Source organism: Micromonospora sp. II, assembly GCF_001709195.1.
GTDB classification, from domain to species: Bacteria; Actinomycetota; Actinomycetes; order Mycobacteriales; family Micromonosporaceae; genus Micromonospora; species Micromonospora chalcea.
In genome coordinates this window covers 91,033-110,609 of the sequence record NZ_LYXF01000005.1, presented here as the reverse complement: position 1 = coordinate 110,609, position 19,577 = coordinate 91,033, and the positions used below count along the sequence as shown (strand labels likewise).

At 73.3% G+C, this 19,577-nt stretch carries 22 protein-coding genes; 11 read left to right on the top strand and 11 right to left on the bottom strand.

Annotated features, from left to right (window positions below; all coding sequences use genetic code 11):
• The first annotated feature begins 48 nt into the window (after window positions 1–48).
• Window positions 49–228: a DUF6104 family protein gene (locus A8711_RS02755; protein ID WP_030503218.1), complete on the top strand. Its 180-nt coding sequence runs from the start codon at window positions 49–51 to the stop codon at window positions 226–228.
• A 21-nt stretch (window positions 229–249) separates the two neighbouring features.
• Here A8711_RS02755 and A8711_RS02750 read toward each other — a convergent pair whose 3' ends face one another.
• Both A8711_RS02750 and A8711_RS32330 read right to left on the bottom strand, forming a co-directional pair.
• Window positions 250–2,586, bottom strand: a complete 2,337-nt coding sequence (locus A8711_RS02750; protein WP_069087398.1) for a bifunctional polysaccharide deacetylase/glycosyltransferase family 2 protein — start codon at window positions 2,584–2,586, stop codon at window positions 250–252.
• On the bottom strand, window positions 2,579–3,097 hold the full coding sequence (locus A8711_RS32330) for a hypothetical protein (protein ID WP_069087363.1): 519 nt from the start codon (window positions 3,095–3,097) through the stop codon (window positions 2,579–2,581). The genes A8711_RS02750 and A8711_RS32330 overlap by 8 nt, the downstream gene beginning before the upstream one ends.
• Before the next feature lie 94 nt (window positions 3,098–3,191).
• Here A8711_RS32330 and pta point away from each other — a divergent pair, with 94 nt between their 5' ends.
• Together pta and A8711_RS02735 are read left to right on the top strand one after the other, a co-directional pair.
• A complete protein-coding gene (gene pta / locus A8711_RS02740) occupies window positions 3,192–5,267 on the top strand; it encodes a phosphate acetyltransferase (RefSeq protein ID WP_124779061.1) in 2,076 nt (691 codons plus the stop codon).
• Window positions 5,264–6,376 carry an acetate/propionate family kinase gene (locus tag A8711_RS02735; RefSeq protein ID WP_064447873.1) on the top strand — a complete coding sequence of 371 codons (1,113 nt, stop codon included), beginning with the start codon at window positions 5,264–5,266 and terminating at the stop codon, window positions 6,374–6,376. The genes pta and A8711_RS02735 overlap by 4 nt, the downstream gene beginning before the upstream one ends.
• A gap of 145 nt (window positions 6,377–6,521) precedes the next feature.
• Here the strand turns inward: A8711_RS02735 and A8711_RS32325 are convergent, their stop codons facing one another.
• On the bottom strand, window positions 6,522–6,695 hold the full coding sequence (locus A8711_RS32325) for a hypothetical protein (RefSeq protein ID WP_166457193.1): 174 nt from the start codon (window positions 6,693–6,695) through the stop codon (window positions 6,522–6,524).
• 181 nt (window positions 6,696–6,876) lie between these two features.
• On the opposite strand from A8711_RS32325, the gene A8711_RS02730 reads away from it, so the two are divergent.
• From A8711_RS02730 to A8711_RS02720, 3 genes are all read left to right on the top strand, one after another.
• A complete protein-coding gene (locus A8711_RS02730) occupies window positions 6,877–7,950 on the top strand; it encodes a hydrolase (RefSeq protein WP_069087361.1) in 1,074 nt (357 codons plus the stop codon).
• Window positions 7,951–8,063: 113 nt separating this feature from the next.
• Window positions 8,064–8,597 (top strand): nucleotidyltransferase domain-containing protein, encoded by a 534-nt coding sequence (locus A8711_RS02725; RefSeq protein ID WP_069087360.1) that lies wholly within the window; start codon window positions 8,064–8,066, stop codon window positions 8,595–8,597.
• A gap of 41 nt (window positions 8,598–8,638) precedes the next feature.
• Window positions 8,639–9,604 carry a chlorophyllase gene (locus tag A8711_RS02720; protein ID WP_069087359.1) on the top strand — a complete coding sequence of 322 codons (966 nt, stop codon included), beginning with the start codon at window positions 8,639–8,641 and terminating at the stop codon, window positions 9,602–9,604.
• Between the two features lie 115 nt (window positions 9,605–9,719).
• Here the strand turns inward: A8711_RS02720 and A8711_RS02715 are convergent, their stop codons facing one another.
• The 3 genes from A8711_RS02715 to A8711_RS02705 all read right to left on the bottom strand — a co-directional run bounded on the left by A8711_RS02715 (window position 9,720) and on the right by A8711_RS02705 (window position 12,430).
• Window positions 9,720–10,673 (bottom strand): Zn-dependent alcohol dehydrogenase, encoded by a 954-nt coding sequence (locus A8711_RS02715; RefSeq protein WP_030503225.1) that lies wholly within the window; start codon window positions 10,671–10,673, stop codon window positions 9,720–9,722.
• A gap of 85 nt (window positions 10,674–10,758) precedes the next feature.
• On the bottom strand, window positions 10,759–11,934 hold the full coding sequence (locus A8711_RS02710) for an NADP-dependent malic enzyme (protein WP_043328531.1): 1,176 nt from the start codon (window positions 11,932–11,934) through the stop codon (window positions 10,759–10,761).
• A 157-nt stretch (window positions 11,935–12,091) separates the two neighbouring features.
• Window positions 12,092–12,430 (bottom strand): S24 family peptidase, encoded by a 339-nt coding sequence (locus tag A8711_RS02705; protein WP_069087358.1) that lies wholly within the window; start codon window positions 12,428–12,430, stop codon window positions 12,092–12,094.
• Window positions 12,431–12,508: 78 nt separating this feature from the next.
• On the opposite strand from A8711_RS02705, the gene sodN reads away from it, so the two are divergent.
• The 3 genes from sodN to A8711_RS02690 are packed head-to-tail and all read left to right on the top strand — an operon-like array spanning window position 12,509 to window position 13,874.
• Window positions 12,509–12,913 (top strand): superoxide dismutase, Ni, encoded by a 405-nt coding sequence (sodN, locus tag A8711_RS02700; protein WP_043328527.1) that lies wholly within the window; start codon window positions 12,509–12,511, stop codon window positions 12,911–12,913.
• Entirely contained in the window at window positions 12,910–13,434 is a 525-nt protein-coding gene (locus A8711_RS02695; protein ID WP_069087357.1) for a GNAT family N-acetyltransferase, read from the top strand. Before sodN ends, A8711_RS02695 begins: the two co-directional genes overlap by 4 nt.
• A 32-nt stretch (window positions 13,435–13,466) precedes the next feature.
• On the top strand, window positions 13,467–13,874 hold the full coding sequence (locus tag A8711_RS02690; RefSeq protein WP_069087356.1) for an ATP-binding protein: 408 nt from the start codon (window positions 13,467–13,469) through the stop codon (window positions 13,872–13,874).
• Window positions 13,875–13,911: 37 nt separating this feature from the next.
• Here the strand turns inward: A8711_RS02690 and A8711_RS02685 are convergent, their stop codons facing one another.
• Window positions 13,912–14,313, bottom strand: a complete 402-nt coding sequence (locus A8711_RS02685; RefSeq protein ID WP_069087397.1) for a hypothetical protein — start codon at window positions 14,311–14,313, stop codon at window positions 13,912–13,914.
• Window positions 14,314–14,356: 43 nt separating this feature from the next.
• Here A8711_RS02685 and A8711_RS02680 point away from each other — a divergent pair, with 43 nt between their 5' ends.
• Window positions 14,357–15,307 (top strand): diacylglycerol kinase family protein, encoded by a 951-nt coding sequence (locus tag A8711_RS02680; protein ID WP_043328518.1) that lies wholly within the window; start codon window positions 14,357–14,359, stop codon window positions 15,305–15,307.
• A 448-nt stretch (window positions 15,308–15,755) separates the two neighbouring features.
• Complete coding sequence (locus A8711_RS02675) at window positions 15,756–16,013, top strand: WhiB family transcriptional regulator (protein WP_013288358.1); 258 nt, start codon at window positions 15,756–15,758, stop codon at window positions 16,011–16,013.
• Between the two features lie 63 nt (window positions 16,014–16,076).
• Here A8711_RS02675 and A8711_RS02670 read toward each other — a convergent pair whose 3' ends face one another.
• Genes A8711_RS02670 through A8711_RS02660 form a run of 4 tightly spaced genes read right to left on the bottom strand, consistent with a single transcriptional unit; the run spans window position 16,077 to window position 19,418 of the window.
• Window positions 16,077–16,826 carry a sirohydrochlorin chelatase gene (locus tag A8711_RS02670; protein WP_176722739.1) on the bottom strand — a complete coding sequence of 250 codons (750 nt, stop codon included), beginning with the start codon at window positions 16,824–16,826 and terminating at the stop codon, window positions 16,077–16,079.
• On the bottom strand, window positions 16,808–17,557 hold the full coding sequence (locus A8711_RS02665) for a phosphoadenylyl-sulfate reductase (protein WP_043328516.1): 750 nt from the start codon (window positions 17,555–17,557) through the stop codon (window positions 16,808–16,810). The genes A8711_RS02670 and A8711_RS02665 overlap by 19 nt, the downstream gene beginning before the upstream one ends.
• Entirely contained in the window at window positions 17,554–17,712 is a 159-nt protein-coding gene (locus A8711_RS32320) for a hypothetical protein (protein ID WP_013288361.1), read from the bottom strand. Before A8711_RS32320 ends, A8711_RS02665 begins: the two co-directional genes overlap by 4 nt.
• Window positions 17,709–19,418 (bottom strand): nitrite/sulfite reductase, encoded by a 1,710-nt coding sequence (locus A8711_RS02660; RefSeq protein ID WP_043330952.1) that lies wholly within the window; start codon window positions 19,416–19,418, stop codon window positions 17,709–17,711. The genes A8711_RS32320 and A8711_RS02660 overlap by 4 nt, the downstream gene beginning before the upstream one ends.
• Between the last annotated feature and the right edge of the window lie 159 nt (window positions 19,419–19,577).

Sequence of the window (19,577 nt, the reverse complement as noted above, 5' to 3'; positions counted from 1 at the left end):
CCCGTCCCGACCCGGGGCGGGCCGTTGCCGTACGACGAGAGGAACACCGTGTACTTCACCGACCGTGGCATCGAGGAGCTGGTCGAGCGCCGGGGTGACGAGCAGGTCAGCCTGGAGTGGCTGGGCGAGCGGCTGCGTGACTTCGTCGACCTGAACCCGGAGTTCGAGACCCCGATCGAGCGGTTCGCCACCTGGCTGGCCCGCCTCGACGACCCGGACGACGACTGACGCGCGCGGCCGGGCGCGGCCTCAGCCGGCCGCGCCCCGCCCGGCGACCCGCAGGTCCCCGGTACGCCGCAGCTTCTGCCAGCCCAGCCGGCCGCCGGTCAGCGCGGTGCCGACCGCCTGGAGCAGTACCAGGTACATGACTTGCCGGTAGACGAACTGCTGCAACGGCAGCACCCAGAGCACGCCGAGCCTCTCCCGGTCCAGCCGGAAGGCGAGCACCGCGGTGAGGAACTGGAGCGCGAGCATCACCAGCCAGGCCACCACCGTGTCGCTGCGGTCCAGGAAGATCAGCCCGTAGATGGCGAGCAGGTCGATCACCGGGGCGGCCAGCGGCAGCAGCACGCCGAACAGCGTCAGGAACGACAGGCACCGGCGGCCGAACCGGCCCGACGGACCGCTCTCGATCACCGAGCGCCGGTGCTTCCACATCGCCTGCATGGTGCCGTAGCTCCACCGGTACCGCTGCTTCCACAACTGGCCGATGGTGGTCGGCGCCTCGGTCCAGGCGCGGGCGCTCTCCTCGTACACGATGTGCCAGCCGGCGCGGCCGACGGCGATGGTGACGTCGGTGTCCTCGGCGAGCGTGTCGTCGGTCAGGCCGCCCACCTGCTCCAGCGCCTGCCGCCGGAACGCGCCGATCGCGCCGGGGACGGTGGGCATGCAGCGCAGCGTCTCGTAGAGGCGGCGGTCGAGGTTGAAGCCGATGACGTACTCGATGTGCTGCCACTTGGCGATCAGGCCGCGGCGGTTGCCGACCTTGACGTTGCCGGCGACCACGCCGACCCGGGGGTCGGCGAACGGCTGGACCAGCCGGCGGACCGAGTCCGGCTCGAAGATCGTGTCGCCGTCGACCATGACGATCAGGTCGTGCCGGGCCAGCGCGACGCCGGTGTTCAGCGCGCTGGGCTTGCCGCCGTTGGGCTTGCGCACGACCCGCACGTTCGGCAGGTGCAGCGCCGCGACGATGTCGGCGGTGCCGTCGGTCGAGCCGTCGTCGACCACCACCACCTCGATGCCGCCGGGGTGGTCGCCCAGGGCCAGCGAGCGGACCGCCGCGGCGATGCCCTCCCGCTCGTTGTACGCGGGCACGATCACCGAGACCGGTTCGGTGACCGGCGAGCCCCAGGACCAGTCGCGGCGACGGCGGCGGCGCGCGTGCCGCGGGGCCACGACGAACAGCAGCAGGGTACGGCCGATCGTGAGCACCCCGACGAGAACGAAGAAGACGCCGAGCACCCCGAACATGCCGTCGGCGACGCGTACCGCGCCGACCAGCACGTGGCCCCGCAACCGCTCGTCGAGCGGGGCCGCCGTGTGCCCGCCCACCGGGCCGGACACACCCGCGGCCGCGAACGTCTGGTTGAGTCCCTCGCTGACGGTGGTGAAGCGGTAGCCGCGTTCCAGCATCGCCGGGATGTAGCGGTCCAGCGCGGCCACGGTGCCGGCCCGGTCGCCGCCCGAGTCGTGCCACAGCGCGATGGTGCCGGCCGTCCCGTCCGGCGTGGCGTTCGCGATCATCTCCTCGACCGGGAGCAGCTCCCAGTCCCGGCTGTCGACGTCGTTGACGACCGTGAGGTAGCCGAGCTCGCCCGCCTGCCGCAGCATCGGCCAGTCCCGGTCGGTGTACGCGTCCGCCCGGGACGAGTACGGGAAGCGCAGCAGCGACGTCCGGACACCTGTGGTGCTGGCGATGGCGAGCTGCGTCTGCGCGTACTCCAGTTCGCGCCGCCACTGCGGCAGCGCGGCGAGGTCGGGATGGGTGAACGTGTGCACGCCCAGCTCGTGGCCCTCGGCCACCAGCCGGCGGGTCACCTCCGGGTTTCTGACGACCTGCGAACCGATGACGAAGAAGGTGCCCTTGACCTGGTACTTGTCCAGGACGCGCAGCACCTCCGGCGTCCACCGCGGGTCGGGTCCGTCGTCGAAGGTGAGCGCGACGGTCCGCGGCGGCAGGCGGTGCGACTGGGTCCGGCCCTCCGCGCCGACGTTGACGATCGGGCCGCCGCCGACCACCGAGCTGGGGACCTCCCGCTGGCTGCCGGGCGTCACCCGGTTGTCCGGTACGAACGCGGCGTTCGTGTACGCCTCGACGACCAGCAGACCGCCCAGGACGACCACGACCATGGCGACCAGGGCCCAGCTCGGCCGGGGCAGGAGACGCCGCCCACGGGACCGGCGCGCGCCGGGGATCTGCCGCACGCCGGGGATCTGCCGGACGTCCAGCACGGCTGTGGGCGCGTCGTCCGGCTGCCGCCCGGCCCGGTGCCCGCGGGCGGCCCGCACACGGCGGGGGTCCAGCGTGACTGTGGGCTGCTCACTTGTCTGCGGGTTCGGGCGGGCGGGCGCCTGGTCACTCATCGGCGGGCGCGACCGGCGCGGCGGGCGGGTCGACAACCGCCGGCGGGTCGACAACGGGCGGCGGCACCTCGGCGGTGGGGGCGGTGGGCGGCGCGGTGGTGGCCGGCGTCTGGACGGGCCGGGGCGCGGTCGGTGCGGTGCGGGTCGGCCGGGGATACCGAGGGCTCGGCGGGACCGTGGCGGCGGGGGCGACGGAGGTTGCCGGCACCCGCACCGGCGCGGTGCGGATGTCGGTGGGCGTGTCCGGCGTGGCACGGGTCGGCGCGGGGGTGTCCGACGGTTTCGGCGAGGGCAGCCGCTGCTCGCTGGTCGGCTCGACGAACGGGATGACGGTGTCCGGGGTGATCGGCCCGCCGGCGAAGCTGACCCCCACCATGACCGTGTAGATCACGCCGGCCGCGCCGGCGCAGTAGGCGAGACGGCGCAGCCGCCGACGTCGCCGCCCGCTCGGGTCGACGAAGACGGGGGGCGATTCCGGTACGACGGGAATCAGTGCTGTCGGGCCTTCCACACGGCCAAGTGTAGATGCGAGAAACTTCCGCCTTCTCCCCCGGCTAGCCGTGCTGACCAGGCAGAACGGACAGCACCGACCTCGATCTTGTAGGTTGGGTGCCGTGGCGCGCAGCGTGTACCTGACCGGCGTTGGCTCGGGCGGGGGAAAATCGACAGTGGCGCTCGGGCTGGCCGAGCTGTTGTCCCGCCAGGTGGAACGAATCGGCGCGTTCCGGCCGCTCGTCACCGGCGACGGCACCGACCCGATCCTGGCCCTGCTCACCGAGCGCTACCGGATGGATCTGCCGGTCGACGAGCTGTACGGCGCCACGTACGCCGAAGCGAGCGCGCTCGTCGCGGACGGCCGCCGGGAGGAGTTGATCTCCCGGATCGTCACCCGCTACCGCGAGGTCGAGCGCCGCTGCCCGGCGATAGTGGTGGTCGGCAGCGACTTCGCCTACGGCGACGGCACCGGCCCGCGTGAGCTGGCCTTCAACGCCCGGCTCGCGACCGAGTTCAGCAGCGTCGTGGTCCCGGTGGTTGACGGTTTCGGGCAGACGCCCGAGACGATCGCGGCGGCGCTGCGCGGCGCGTACCACGATCTGGTCGACCTCGGCGCGACGGTGATCGCGGGGCTGGCCAACCGCGTGCCGGAGCCGATGACGCTGCCCGAGCTGCCGGTGCCCGCGTACGCGATCCCGGAGGTGCCGACCGTGTCGGCGCCGACGGTGGCCGAGGTCGCCGCGGCGCTGCGCGGCACCGTGCTCACCGGCGACGAGACCGCGCTCGACCGTGACGTGCTCGACTACGTGGTCGGCGCGGCGCACGTGCCGACGCTGCTGGACCACCTCACCGACGGGGCGCTGGTGATCACCCCGGGCGACCGCGCCGACCTGCTGGTGGCCGCCGGGGCCGCGCACGTCGCCGGGCAGGTGTCGCTGGCCGGGCTGGTGCTCACGCTCGGCGAACAGCCCGACCCGCGGGCCATGCGCCTGGTCGAGCGGATGAACACCGGGCTCCCGGTGCTGTCGGTACCCAGCGACAGCTATGACACGGTGTCCGCGTCCAGCCGGATCGAGGGCCGCCCCAGCACCGCCAACCCGCGCAAGGTCGAAGCCGCGCTCGGCGCGTTCGAACGCTGCGTGGACACCGACGACCTGGCCCGCCGGCTGCGGGTCAGCCGGTCCGCGCGGGTCACCCCGCTGATGTTCGAGAACGACCTGATCGACAGGGCCCGCGCCCAGCGCCGCCGGCTCGTGCTCCCCGAGGGCGCCGACGAACGGATCCTGCGCGCGACCGAGGTGCTGCTGCGCCGGAGCGTCGCCGAGATCACGCTGCTCGGCCGCCCGGACGAGATCGCCCGCCGCACCCGGGAACTGGGCGTGGACCTCGGCGACGCGCAGGTGGTCGACCCGGCGACCAGCCCGTGGCGGGACGAGTTCGCGCAGGCGTACGCGCAGTTGCGCGCCCACCGCGGCGTCACCGTGGAACTGGCGCACGACATCGTGGCGCAACCCAACTACTTCGGCACGATGATGGTGCAGACCGGCCACGCCGACGGCATGGTGTCCGGCGCCACCCACACCACAGCCGCCACCATCCGGCCCGCGTTCGAGATCATCCGGACCGTGCCGGGCGTCTCGGTCGCCTCCAGCGTCTTCTTCATGCTGCTCGCCGACCGGGTGCTCGTCTACGGCGACTGCGCCGTCAACCCCGACCCGGACGCCGACCAGCTCGCCGACATCGCCATCTCGTCGGCCGACACCGCGGCCCGGTTCGGCATCGAGCCGCGGGTGGCGATGCTGTCCTACTCCACCGGCAGCTCCGGCGCGGGCGCCGACGTGGAGAAGGTCGCGGCGGCCACCAAGCTGGTCCGGGAACGCCGGCCCGACCTGCTGGTCGAGGGCCCGATCCAGTACGACGCGGCGATCGACCCGCAGGTGGCCGCCACCAAGCTGCCGGACAGCCCGGTCGCCGGGCGCGCCACGGTGTTCATCTTCCCGGACCTGAACACCGGCAACAACACGTACAAGGCGGTGCAGCGGTCGGCCGGGGCGGTGGCGGTCGGGCCGGTCATGCAGGGCCTGCGGCGGCCGGTAAACGACCTGTCCCGGGGCGCCACCGTGCCGGACATCGTCAACACGGTGGCGATCACCGCCATCCAGGCCGCCGCGGAGGCGTCGGAATGAGCCGCATCCTGGTCCTCAACAGCGGGTCCTCGTCGGTCAAGTACCGGCTGTACGACGGCGACGACGTCCTGGACAAGGGCACCGTCGAACGGATCGGCGAACCCGGCGGCGGGCCGGCCGACCACGAGAGCGCGGTCCGGGAGATCATCGGCCGGCTCGACCTGACCGGGCTGGCCGGCGTCGGCCACCGGGTGGTGCACGGCGGGCGGAAGTTCAGCGAGCCGGTACGCATCGACGACGCGGTGGTCGCCGCCATCGAGGACCTGGTGCCGCTCGCCCCGCTGCACAACCCGGCCAACCTGGCCGGCATCCGCGTCGCGCGGGAGGCGCTGCCGGACGTCCCGCAGGTGGCCGTCTTCGACACCGCGTTCCACCACACGCTGCCCGAGGCCGCCGCCACGTACGCGATCGACAAGGCCACCGCCGAGCGGTACGGCGTCCGCCGGTACGGATTCCACGGCACCTCGCACGCGTACGTCTCGCGGCGCACGGCGGACCTGCTCGACCGCCCGTACGACCAGCTCAACACCATCACGCTGCACCTGGGCAACGGGGCGAGCGCGTGTGCCGTCCAGGGTGGCCGCAGCGTGGCCACCTCGATGGGCATGTCACCGCTGGAGGGCCTGGTGATGGGCACCCGCAGCGGCGACCTCGACCCGACAGTCATCTTCCACCTGCGCCGCGAGGGCGGCATGGGCGTCGACGACATCGACGACCTGCTCAACCACCGCAGCGGCCTGCTCGGGCTGACCGGCGCCAACGACATGCGTGAGGTGCTGGCCCGGCGTGCCGCCGGTGACCCGGACGCGACACTGGCCTTCGACGTCTACTGCCGGCGCATCACCGGCTACGTCGGCGCGTACTACGCGCTGCTCGGCCGGGTCGACGCGATCGCGTTCACCGCCGGGGTGGGCGAGCACGCCGCGCCGGTGCGTTCCGCATCGCTGGCCGGGCTGGAGCGGCTTGGCATCGCCGTCGACCCGGCGCGCAACGACGGCCACGGCGACCGGATCGTCTCGCCGGACGGCGCGGAGGTGGCGGTGCTCGTGGTCGGCACCGACGAGGAGCGGGAGATCGCCCGCGAGACCCGCGAGGTGCTGGGCGTCTGACCGCGTTCTGGGCGACGGTGCCGCCACCTCGGGGAAGTGGCGCGATCCCGGCCCCTCCGATGCCGCCACCTCGGCGAGGTGGCGTGACCCCAGCGCTTCCAAACCCGACCCTGCCGCTGCCGGCGACCGATGCGCGGCGGCCGGGTCAGCCCAGGGCGATCCAGGCGACCAGCGCGACCACCACGACGACGGCGACAGCCACACCGGCGATCAGCGGCACCCGGGACGGCGCCGACGCCGACGCGGCCGGCTCGGGCGAATCGACGAACGCGCGGAACTGCGCTGTGTTGCCACTCGGGTCGGTGTAGTTCTCAGCCATGCGGGTGACCCTAGCGAAACCGGCCGGACCAGGCCGCCCCGCCAGGCCGGAGCTCGACATCCGGCTCACCGGGCCCGCGCAAACCCGCCCGGCCGGTGGAGGCGTCGCCCGGCCGGGTGGTGATGGCAGCCGATCCGGACGGCGGGCGCGGACCGACCACTCGGCTGCCTACCGTGCAGGTGTGAGGGGGCAGCGGTTGGTGGCCGCGCTGATGACGGCGCTGCTGGCCGGCTGCGGCCAGGCCGTCGCCACCACCGATCCCGTACCGGCCGGTGTCCGGCCCGCGCCCGATCGCCAGTACGCGGTGGGGATGCGCCAGTTCACGCTCGATCCGGAGGGCACGCGACCGCTGCCGGTCACCGTCTGGTACCCGGCCGACCTGCCCACGCAGGCGACCCCGTCCACTTCCGCAGGTCCCGCCGCACCGGCCCACACCACCGCGCTACCCGGCTCCGCCCCCGCACGTGACGCCGCCCTCTCGCCGGGCCCCGCCGCCACCTCGACCGGCCCCGCCGCCGGGCCGTCCGGCACCGGCACGCTGGACGGGCCACGGGTGCGGCCGGGCGCGCCGTTCGCGGCGGGCCGGTTCCCGGTGGTCCTCTACAGCCACGGGCTGCGCAGCCTGCCCGCGCTGCACGCCGCCCTGACCAGCCGCTGGGCGGCCGCCGGGTTCGTGGTGGTAGCGCCCACCTACCCGCGTACGAGCCTGCGCGCCCGCAGCTACACCCGCGACGACGTACGCAACCAGCCGGCCGACGCCTGGCGGTTGGTCCGTCACCTGGTCCGCCTGGGCACCCGCCCCGGTGACCCGCTCGGCGCGCACCTGGCCGTGGACCGGTTCGCCGCCGCCGGGCACTCGGCCGGTGGTCACACCAGCCTCGGAATGTTCGCCTCCGGGCAACCGACCCCGCTACGGGCCGGGATCGTGATCGCCGGTGGCCGGATGGTCGCCGGCTTCTCCCGTCCGCTCGCGCCGATGCTGTTCGTGCACGGGAGCGCCGACCGGATCGTGCCGGAGTCGATCGGCCGGGCCGCGTACGCCCGCTGCCTCGGACCGGCCGCCTTCCTGAGCCTGCGCGGTCAGGGCCACGGTGAGTATCTGACGCCGGGCCGGGCCGGTTTCCCCCAGGTGCTCGCCACCACCACCGACTTCCTGCGCTGGACGCTCTACGCCGACCGGGCAGCGCTGCGTCGCCTCCCCGCCGACGCGACAGCCCCCGGCACAACTTTCACGACCCACTCCCTCCCCACGTGACCGCACCCGGCCCAGCGCCGTTGATCATGAGGTTGACGGCGACAAACCGGACAGCAGATGCCGCCAACATCATGATCGACGCGAGCCGGGGCGGGGGTGGGTAGGGTGCGGGCGTGGACGGGCTGGAAGGGCGGCAACTGGGCGCCATCCGTGAGGTCGTCGAGGTGGCCGGAGCGGCCGGGATCGACGTCTGGCTGCGCGGCGGCTGGGCGATGGACTTCCACCTCGGAGCGGTGAGCCGCCCCCACGTCGATGTCGACTGGTACTGCTGGCGGCGGGACGCCGACCTGCTGGCCGACCGGCTCGGCGCGCTCAGCTGGCGGCCCGACCCCCGAATGCCGGCAACGCTCCAGCTCGACCTGGTCCGGGACGACGTCGAGCTGAGCTTCGCGTACCTCGACCGGGACACGGCGGGCCGGGTCGTCGTGGGCGCCGGACCGTGGGCGGGCACCGTCCTGCCCGAGGGCATGCTGAGCGCCCCACCCGGCCGGATCGGTCCGCTCGCGGCCCCGGTGATCAGCCTCGCCGCGCAGATCGAGTTCAAGGAGATGTTCCCGGTCTGGATGCCGGAGCGGCCCCGCCGTGCCAAGGACGCCGCCGACCTGGCCCGGCTCCGCGCATCGGCGTGCGACCACCCGACCGGCTGACCGGGCGGGGTCACAGGCGATCGCGAGGCACAATTCAGTTCATGCGCCGTCGTCCCGTCGCCCTGCTCACCGCCGCCGTCCTCGGCGCCGCCCTCGCCGGCTGCTCGGAGCAGCCCGCCGCCCCGGCCGGGCGGCCCGCTCCGGACACCGCACCGACAAGCGTCACACCGACCCCGCGCGTACCCGCCGGCAAGGCGCCCACGGAGAGCTTCGCGGTCGGCGTACGCCAGGTGAAGCTCAACCGGGACGGCGACCGGCCGTTGCCGGTGACGCTCTGGTACCCGGCGGCGGGCGCGGCCGGTGGCGCGGTCGAGCGCTCCGCCCCGGCGGCGGCCGGGCGGTTCCCGGTGGTGCTGTTCAGCCACGGGCTGACCGCCCGGCCGGAGGACTACCAGGTGCTGCTCACGCGCTGGGCGGCGGCCGGTTTCGTGGTCGCCGCGCCACGTTTCCCGCACACCTCGCGGGGCACCGACGGCAACGCGCTGGACGTGCTGAACCAGCCGGCCGACGTGTCGTACGTGCTGACCCGGGTGCTCGCGCTCGGCGAGAAGGCGGGCGATCCGCTGCGCGGCCGGCTGGACCCGGAGCGGGTGGCCGCGACCGGGCACAGCGCCGGTGGCGTGACCACTATCGGCCTGTTCACCGCGGGCCGGGACGCGCGGCTGGACGCGGGCATCGTCTTCGCCGGCACCGCGCTCGGCGTGGGGACCGCGTTCGCCGGCACCGTCGCGCCGCAGTTGTTCGTGCACGGTGAGGCCGACGAGGTGGTGTCGTACGCCGCGGGCAAGGCCGTCTTCGACGCGGTGCCGTGGCCGAAGGCGATGCTCAGCCTGCCGAAGGGCGACCACGGCCGGGCGCTGCTCGGCGACGGCAAGGCGCTCGGCGTGGTCGCGGACACCACGATCGAGTTCCTCCGCTGGACGCTCTACGGCGACCCGGCGGCGAAGGAGCGCCTCCCCGCCGCCGCGGCCCGAGGCGGCGTGGCCACGCTCGACGACCGGCTGTAAGGAAGGGCCCCTTATTAACGCCTCCGGTAGAGAAGGGGCCCCTTCTTAACACGCCGCGCCGCGCGCCGCCAGCGCCGAGCGCCGCCAGCGCCGAGCACCATCCGCGCCGCGCGCCTCAGGCGGTGTGGTCGACGACCACCTTGCCGAAGACGTCGCCGGACTGCAGCCGGGCGAACGCCTCGGTGATCTCGCTGAACGGCACCACCCGGTCGACCACCGGCCGCACCTCGTGCTCGGCGCAGAACGCGAGCAGCTCGGTCAGCTCGTCGGGGGTGCCCATCGAGGTGCCGAGGATCTCCAGCTGCATGGCGAAGACCCGGCGCAGGTTGACCTTCGGCTCGTGGCCGGAGGTGGCGCCGGAGACCACGATCCGGGCCATCGGCGCGGCCGACTTCAGCGAGTGGTCGAACGTGGCCGCGCCGACCGTCTCGATCACCACGTCGACCCGTTCCGGCAGCCGCGCGCCGGGCTCCAGCGCGGTCGCGCCCAGCTCGGCGATCCGCTCCCGCTTGGCGGCGTCGCGGCTGGTCGCGTACACCCGCTTGCCGAGCGCGACGCCGAGCGCGACAGCCGCGGTGGCCACGCCACCGCCGGCGCCCTGGACCAGCACCGACTCGCCGTCGGCGACCCGGCCCTTGGTGGTCAGCATCCGCCAGGCGGTGAGCCAGGCCGTGGGCAGGCACGCCGCGTCGGTGGCCGACAGGCCGTCGGGCAGCGGCAGGAGGTTCATCCGGGGTACGGCGACCAGCTCGGCGAACGTGCCCTGGTAGTGCTCGGAGAGGATGGAGACCCCGCGCGGGTCGCCCGGGGTGGGCACCACCGGGTAGATGACGACCTCGTTGCCGTCCGGGTCGGTGCCGACCGCGTCGCAGCCGAGGATCATCGGGAGCTGGTCGGCGGTCAGGCCCACGCCACGCAGCGACCAGAGGTCGTGGTGGTTGAGCGAGCTGGCCCGGACCCGCACGGTGACCCAGTCGTCCTGCGGGTGGGTCGGCTCGGGACGGTCGCCGACGGCGAGCGCGGCAAGCGGGTTGTCGGTGTCGAAGGCCGAGGCGAAGGCAGCACGCATGATCGGCACGGTAACAAGCTGAGCAGCAGTTAAGAAGGGGCCCTTCCTCTACCGGAGGCGTTAAGAAGGGCCCCTTCCTTACATCTCAGCGGCGGGCGACGCCGTCGCGGCGGGCGGCTTCGGCGACCGCCTCGGCCACCGCCGGCGCGACCCGGGGGTCCAGCGGCGAGGGCACGATCGCGTCGGCGGTGAGCGACTCGGCCACCACGTTCGCGATGGCGTCGGCGGCGGCCACCTTCATCGAGTCGGTGATCCGGGTGGCGCCGGCGTCCAGCGCGCCCCGGAACACGCCGGGGAACGCGAGCACGTTGTTGATCTGGTTCGGGTAGTCGCTGCGCCCGGTGGCGACCACCGCCACGTGCCGGGCGGCCACCTCGGGGTGCACCTCCGGGGTGGGGTTGGCCAGCGCGAACACGATGCCGCCGGGCGCCATGCCGGCCACCGCCGCCTCGGGGATCTGGCCACCGGAGACGCCGATGAGCACGTCCGCGCCGCGCAGCGCCTCGGTGATGTCGCCCTGGCGCCCCTCGGCGTTTGTGAGTTCGGCCAGCTCGGCCTTGGTGCCGGTCAGCTCGCGGTGCCGGCCGATGATGCCGCGCGAGTCGCACACCACCACCCCGGCCGGGTCGACGCCGCCGGCGATCAGCATCTTGGTCACCGCGACACCGGCCGCGCCCGCGCCGCTGACGGCCACCCGCAGGTCGCCGAGCTTGCGGTTGAGCAGCGTGGCGGCGTTGCGCAGCGCGGCGAGCACCACGATCGCGGTGCCGTGCTGGTCGTCGTGGAAGACCGGGATGTCCAGCGCCTCGTCGAGCCGCCGCTCCACCTCGAAGCAGCGCGGCGCGCTGATGTCCTCCAGGTTGATCCCGCCGAACGAGGGCGCGAGCGCCTTGACCGTCGCGACGATCTCGTCCACGTCCTGCGTGTCCAGGCAGACCGGCACCGCGTCGACGCCGGCGAACTGCTTGAACAGCACCGCCTTGCCCTCCATCACGGGCAGCGCGGCGCGCGGGCCGATGTTGCCCAGACCGAGTACGGCGGAGCCGTCGGTGACGACCGCGACGGTGTGCGACACCCAGGTGTAGGTGTCGGCGAGCGCGGGGTCGGCGGCGATCGCCTCACACACCCGGGCAACCCCCGGGGTGTACGCGAGGGAGAGGTCCTCGCGGCTGGTCAGCGGGACGGTGGAGGCGACTGCCATCTTGCCGCCGACGTGCAGGCGGAAGACGGGATCGGCGGGGTCCGGGGTGGACGAAGACATGGTGACTCCAGGATCTGTCGAGCAGACGGACCGGCCGGCGTGGTCAGCGGTGGTCAGCGACCGGCGGCGCGGCGGTGCGGGGGTCACCCGGGCACTTTCCGAGCATAGTCACGCTTCGGCAGCCAGTATGTGAGCGGGGTCATATCCGCTCCGGTCGTTACCGGCCCCTGACCAGTCCCGGACGCGGCCACCAGCGGGCCACCACCCGGCCGCGGACGTCGGCCACCCCGTACGCGCGGGAGTCGTCGGCGACGAACTCGTTGTCGCCGCGCAACCACCAGCCGCCGTCGCGCGGTTCCACCGCCCGCTTGACGACGAGCAGGTCGGGACGGCTGCGGAAGACCGCGACGACCACGTCACCGGGGCGCACCGCCCGGCCGCCGGTGCGGACCAGCACCGCGTCGCCGTGCCGCAGCGTGGGGGACATGGAGGGGCCGGTCACCAGCACCGGCGTCAGCGGGCCGCGCAGCGCCGGAGGTTCGGCGGTGGGCGCCATGTCACCTCCCAGCCCCCGAGGGCGTCTCCAGGAGTAATGTCGTCTTGGATCATCGCAAACAACCCATGGAGGACCCTGATGCGCCTTCCCCGCATCCTCACGCCCCGGGTGACGGCCAGCGCTCACTGCGACCTGCCCTGCGGCGTATACGACCCGGCCCAGGCCCGGATCGAGGCCGAGTCGGTCAAAATGATCTGTGAGAAGTACCAGGCCAACACCGACCCGGAGTTCCGCACCCGCGCCATCCTGATCAAGGAGCAGCGGGCGGAGCTGGTCAAGCACCACCTGTGGGTGCTCTGGACCGACTACTTCAAGCCGCCGCACTTCGAGAAGTACCCGCACCTGCACCAGCTGTTCAACGAGGCCACCAAGCTGGCCGGCGCGGCCGGCGCCAAGGGCGCGACCGACCCGGCCAAGGCGGACGAGCTGCTGGCGAAGATCGACGAGATCTCGAAGATCTTCTGGGAGACCAAGCAGGCGTGACGTCGCCCGACGGCACTCCGACGATCCGGCCGGTACGTCCTGGGGACGTACCGGCCGTCGTCGCCATGGTGCACGAACTCGCCGAGTACGAGCGCGCCCCGGAGCAGTGCCACCTCACCGCCGAGCAGCTGGAGGCGGCCTTGTTCGGGCCGGCGCCGGCGCTCTTCGGTCACGTGGCCGTCGACGCGGCGGACCAGCCGATCGGTTTCGCGCTCTGGTTCCTCAACTTCTCCACCTGGGCCGGCGTGCACGGCATCTACCTGGAGGACCTGTACGTCCGCCCGTCCGCCCGGGGCACCGGCGCGGGCCGGATGCTGCTGGCCACCCTCGCCGCGATCTGCGTCGAGCGCGGCTACCAGCGGCTGGAGTGGTGGATGATCAACTGGAACCCGGCAGCCCGCTTCTACGCCGCGATCGGCGCCACGCCGATGGACGAGTGGACCCCGTACCGCCTGGCCGGACCCGCGTTGCGCGAGCTCGCCACGCACGCGACGGCCGCGCCCACGCGGTCGGCCCCCTGACCGGGTAGAGTCCCGCACCGGGGGGAGGAGCCGTGACTCAACTGACCGGGCACTCGACGACTGACGACGACGTCGTCCACCTCACCGTGCCCGCCGACGGTGGATACCTCGGCGTGCTCCGCACCGCCACGGCCGGCCTCGCGGCCCGGCTGCAGTTCGCCCTCGACGAGATCGAGGACCTGCGCATCGCCGTCGACGAGGCGTGCGCCATGCTGCTCGCCATCGCCACCCGCGACGCCGAACTGGAGTGCCGGTTCGCGGTCACCGAGGACGCGCTCACCGTCGAGGTCACGGTGCCGACGGTCCGGGGCGCGACGCTGCCGTCGGAGTCGTCGTTCGCCTGGAAGGTGCTCACCGCGCTGACCACCGGGGCCAACGCCCACGCGACCGACGGCCGGGCCACCATCTCGCTGCTGACCCGCCGCGCCGGCGGCTACTGACCGGGTCGCGGCCACCGCCCCGGCGGCCGTCCGGCGTTCAGCGGGCCGGGTCGCCGAAGCCGAGCGCGCGGTTGGTCGGGCCGCTCACCAGCAACCCGACCATGCCGATGCCGAACGCCATGAGCGGCAGCCCGAGCCAGCCCATGCCGCCCTCGATCATGAACCAGCCGACCGGCAGCAGCATGAGCTGAAGCACGATCGCGGGCGCGCGTGCCCCGGCGCGACGGCGGGACAACGCGCCGCCGAGCGCCCAGAGCGCCACCGCGCCGCCGACCGCGAACGCGGTCACCCACAGCGCCGAGACCAGGTCTGTCGTCTCAGCGGTGAGGTCGGACCAGATGAGCCACACCGCGATCAGCCCGAGCGCCACCGCCTCCGCGCGTAGCAGGAGCACCGCGGCGCGCAGCGTGCCGGGGACCGGGTCGGAGTCGATCGTCACGGGCGCCACGATACCGGTGGGTAGTCGCGGTACAGTGCCGCCCATGCGGGCCGTCCTGGTGGTCAATCCGAAGGCCACCACCACCAGCGAGCGCAGCCGGGACGTGCTGGTCCGGGCGTTGCGCAGTGAAGTCGACCTGTCGGTGCGCTACACGCGCCGGCGGGGCCATGCCATGGACCTGGCCCGGGAGGCCGCCCAGGAGGGCGTCGACCTGGTGGTCACGCTCGGTGGCGACGGCACCGTCAACGAGGTGGTAAACGGCCTGATGGCGGCGGAGCCGCCGACGTTCCGGACCGGGCAGACCTCGGCCGAGCGGCTGCCCGCGCTGGCCACCGTGCCCGGCGGCTCGACGAACGTCTTCGCCCGCGCGCTCGGGCTGCCCCGGGAGTGGCCGGACGGCACCAGCATGATCCTGGAGGGACTGCGGCTGGGCCGGTCCCGCACGATCGGGCTGGGCCGGGCCGACGACCGCTACTTCACGTTCTGCGCCGGCTTCGGGCTGGACGCGGCGGTCATCCGCCGGGTGGAACAGTCCCGCAGGAAGGGGCGCGTCTCCACGCCGGCGCTCTACTTCCGGTCCACCGCGAGCCAGTACTTCGTCGGCTCGGACCGCCGCCACCCGTCGATCACGCTGGAGCGTCCGGGTGAGGCGCCGGACACGGAGCTGGCCACGGCGATCATCCAGAACACCGCGCCGTGGACGTACCTGGGCGACCGGGAGATCAACCCGAACCCGGAAGCCTCGTTCGATCTCGGGCTCGACGTGCTCGCGCTGCGGCGGCTGCGGGTGGCCAGCACGGCCCGTACGGCGGCGCAGTTCTTCTCCCGGAAGCCGGACCCGCACGGCAAGCAGGTGCTGCGCCTGCACGACCTGGCGGAGTTCACCCTGCGCTCGGAGCGCCCACTGCCGTTCCAGATGGACGGGGACTACCTCGGCGAGCGGGAGAAAGTCCGATTCACCTCCGTGCCGGCGGCACTGAGAGTAATCTGCTAGGTCTCGGGTACTCCAGTCGGTTGACGCGGATCCCCCCGCCGCGCGGGCGCGGTGGCCGCCACGCCGAGGAAGGGTGCCGGAAATGTCAGCAACGTCACGCAGACCGTACTACATTGATTATCGACTGTGGCACGCCGGGTAACCAGGACCCTGGTAAACCCGGACAAATGGGTGGTGAGCCCGCTCACTGTTCGGAGTTTTTCCGAGCGGCACCCTTGACATCGCTGTAGTTCGTGAAAGTATTCACAAGCGAACTCGTGTTGCCGGGACATTGCCTGGATATGCTCGTTCGGTTGAGCTGTTCCAGCAGGTCCAGGCACCCCACAGCCTGCTCACGCTGCGCCGAATTGATGGATGCTGACCGTCACCCTTCGGCAATGCGGACGCAAATAGGAATAGCAACGAAGCGTTTACTGGCCACCCACTAAGAATGAGGAGTGTTGCCGCCATGGACTGGCGCCACGATTCGGTCTGCCGCGACGAGGACCCGGAGCTGTTCTTCCCCATCGGGACGTCCGGCCCGGCCCTCCTTCAGGTGGAGCAGGCGAAGGCCGTCTGCCGGCGCTGCCCCGTGACCGACCAGTGCCTGCAGTGGGCGCTGGAGTCCGGTCAGGACGCCGGCGTCTGGGGCGGGATGAGCGAGGAGGAGCGCCGCGCGGTGAAGCGCCGCGGCGGTCTCCGGGTGCTGCGCGCTCACTCCGCCTGACCCGTACCACACGACAACGCCCCGGCCGGGAATCCGGCCGGGGCGTTGCGTTGTCCTCACCCGTCAGGCCGCAACCGTATCCACGCGCCGCCGGACCAGATCCGCCAACTCCGGCAGGTCGTTCAGCGGCTCCGCCACCGCCACCGCGCCCGCCGACCGGGCCGCCGCGCGTACCCCGTCGTGGAACCGGCCCGGCGCCAGGAAGTAGGCCGCCACCGCGACCCGGCGGGCCCCCGCCGCGCGCAGTCGCGTCACCGCGCCGCCGACCTCCGGCGGCGCCGCCGAGGCGTACGACACGCGGCACGGCACGCCCAGCCCGGCGCCGAACGCCGCCGCGACCCGGCCCACCGAAGCACGAGCGGCCGGATCCCGGGTACCGGCCGCCGCCAGCACCACCGCGTCCAGCCCGCCCGGCTCGTCGCCGGTCGCCTCCGCCAGGCGGCGGCGCAGCCCGTCCAGCAACCCGCCGTCCACGCCGGAGCCGGCCGGGCCCAGCACGTCGGTCACCCGTACCTCGATCTCGGCGCCGGCCGCCGCGACCGCCGCCGGGATGTCGACCTTCCGGTGGTACGCGGCGGTCAGCAGCAGCGGCACCAGAACCGCCCGGTAGTGGCCAGCGGCGGCAAGCCCGCGCAGCACCTCGGCCGGGCCGGGATCGGTGTGGTCCAGCCAGCTCGGCAGCACCGCACGACCGGGCCAGGTGTCCGCCACGGCCCGGGCCAGCGCCCGGGTCGCCTCCGCCGCCCGAGGGTCACGGCTCCCGTGCGCCACCAGCACCACGGGTGGCCCGGCCCTCAGGTGTGCAGGCCGCACTCGGTCTTCTCGAACATCGCCCAGCGACCGGACCGCGGGTCCTCCCCCGCCTTCGTCCGCCGGGTGCACGGCCAGCAGCCGATCGAGCCGTAGCCGCGTGCGAACAGCTCGTTGACCGGGATGTCGTACCGGGCCACGTACGCGTCCACCTCCCGCTGCGTCCACGCCGCGATCGGGTTCACCTTGACCTTGCCGCGCCGCGCGTCGAAGCCCACCACCGGCGTGTTCGCCCGGGTCGGCGACTCGTCCCGGCGCAGTCCGGCGGCCCACGCGTCGTACCCGGACAGCGCCCGCTCCAGCGGCTCCACCTTGCGCAGCTGGCAGCAGTCGTCCGGGGACCTGTTGAACAGCCGCGGACCGTACTGGCCGTCCTGCTGGCCCACGGTCATCCGCGGCCGGATCGAGCGCACCCGCACCGGCATCCGGCGGGCCACCTCGTCACGCACCCGCAGCGTCTCCGGGAAGTGCAGCCCGGTGTCCAGGAACACCACGTCGACGCCGGGCGCGACCCGGGAGACCAGGTGCGCCACCACCCCGTCGGCCATCGAGCTGGTCACGCAGAACCGCTCGCCGAACGTCTCGGCCGCCCACCGGGCGATCTCGATCGCCGGCGCGTCCGCCAGCTCCCGGCCGGCCTCCTCGGCCAGCGCGCGCAACTCCTCCGGGTCCCGGCGGGCCGGCCCGGCCTCGCCGATCAGGCCGAGGCCGGCGGCGGAGACGAGGCCGCTCACCGGGTCACCGCCCGGCTCAGCAGACCGGTGAACTTGACCGCGAAGACCCGCGCGCAGGCGTGGCACTCCCAGGCGCCGTGTCCGGCCTCGTGCGGTCGCAGGTCCTCCTCCCCGCAGTACGGGCAGTAGAGAGGCGCAGATCGGGCATCGCTCATCGGAGCTCCTCCTCGTCGGCTCTGATCACCCAGTTGGCGAACGTCTCACCCTCGGTCCGGCCGGCCAGGTAGCGGCGGGCGAGCCGTTCCACGTACTCCGGAAGCTCCTCGGCGGTGGTCTTCAGGCCGCGCAGCTTGCGGCCGAAACCGGCCGTCTGGCCCTGGGCCATGCCGAGGCCGCCGCCGAGGTGCACCTGGAAACCCTCGACCTGCCGGCCGTCCGGGCCGACCACGAGCTGGCCCTTGAGCCCGATGTCCGCGACCTGGGTGCGGGCGCAGGCGTTCGGGCAGCCGTTGAGGTGGATGGAGATGTCCGCGTCGAAGTCGCGCAGCCGCTCCTCCAGGCGCGCGACCAGCTCCTCGCCGCGCCGCTTGGTCTCGACGATGGCGAGCTTGCAGAACTCGATGCCGGTGCAGGCCATCGTGCCGCGCCGCCACGCCGACGGCCGGGCCTCCAGGCCGATCCCGCGCAGCGCCGTGACCAGCTCCTCGGTCCGCTCCGGCGCCACGTCCAGCACCAGCAGCTTCTGGTACGGGGTGAGCCGCACCCGGCCGCTGCCGTGCGCCTCGACCACGTCGGCGAGCTGCGCCAGCTGGGTGCCGGAGACCCGGCCCACCACCGGGGCCGCGCCGACGTAGTTCGCGCCGTCACGCTGGGCGTGCACACCGATGTGGTCCACCGGCTTCGCCGGCAGTTCCGCGGCCGGACCGTCCAGCAGCGTGCGGCCCAGGTACTCCTTCTCCAGCACCTCCCGGAACCGCTCCACGCCCCAGTCGGCGACCAGGAACTTCAGCCGGGCCCGGTTACGCAGCCGGCGGTAGCCGTAGTCGCGGAAGATGCCGACCACACCGGCCCACACGTCCGGCACCTCGTTCAGCGGCACCCAGACGCCGAGCCGCTTGGCGAGCATCGGGTTGGTGGAGAGCCCGCCGCCCACCCACACGTCGAAGCCGGGACCGTGCTCCGGGTGCTCCACGCCGAGGAACGCGATGTCGTTCGCCTCGTACGGGGTGTCGACCAGCCAGGAGATCGAGGTCTTGAACTTGCGGGGCAGGTTGGAGTACGCCTTGTCGCCGACGTACCGGCGGACGATCTCGTCGATCGCCGGAGTCGGGTCGAGCACCTCGTCCCGGGCCACCCCGGCGACCGGGCTGCCCAGCACGATCCGGGGGCAGTCGCCGCACGCCTCGGTGGTCTGCAGGCCGACCGCCTCCAGCCGGCGCCAGATCTCCGGCATGTCCTCGACCCGGATCCAGTGGTACTGGATGTTCTGCCGGTCGGTGATGTCGGCGGTGTCCCGGGCGAACTCGCGGGAGATGTCCGCGATCACGCGGAGCTGGGCCAGGTTGAGCTGGCCGCCGTCCACCCGGACGCGGAGCATGAAGAACTCGTCCTCCAGCTCGTGCGGCTCCAGGACTGCGGTACGCCCGCCGTCGATGCCGGCCTTGCGCTGGGTGTAGAGGCCCCACCAGCGGAACCGGCCGCGCAGGTCCTGCGGGTCGATCGAGGCGAAACCGCGATGGGCGTAGATGTTCTCGATCCGGTCCCGCACGTTCAGCGGGTCGTCGTCCTTCTTGATCCGCTCGTTGGGGTTGAGCGGCTCTTTGTGCCCGAGCGCCCACTGGCCCTCGCCGCGTGGCCGGCGGGGCGCACGGGCGGCGGGCGCCGGGGAGTCGGGACGGGTCGGGGTGCTGCTGACCGCCATCGCGGCGTCCTCCATTGCTTGCTGCGGTGCCTGCGAGCGCGGACGCGGCGGCCGGCCCGGGAGTGGGCCGTGGACGGCGATGTCGATGACGGCCGGCGCGAGTGCGCGCCCGAGACGGAAGGGTCGGGCGTCGTCAGTGGGCCGGACAGATCGCGCTGC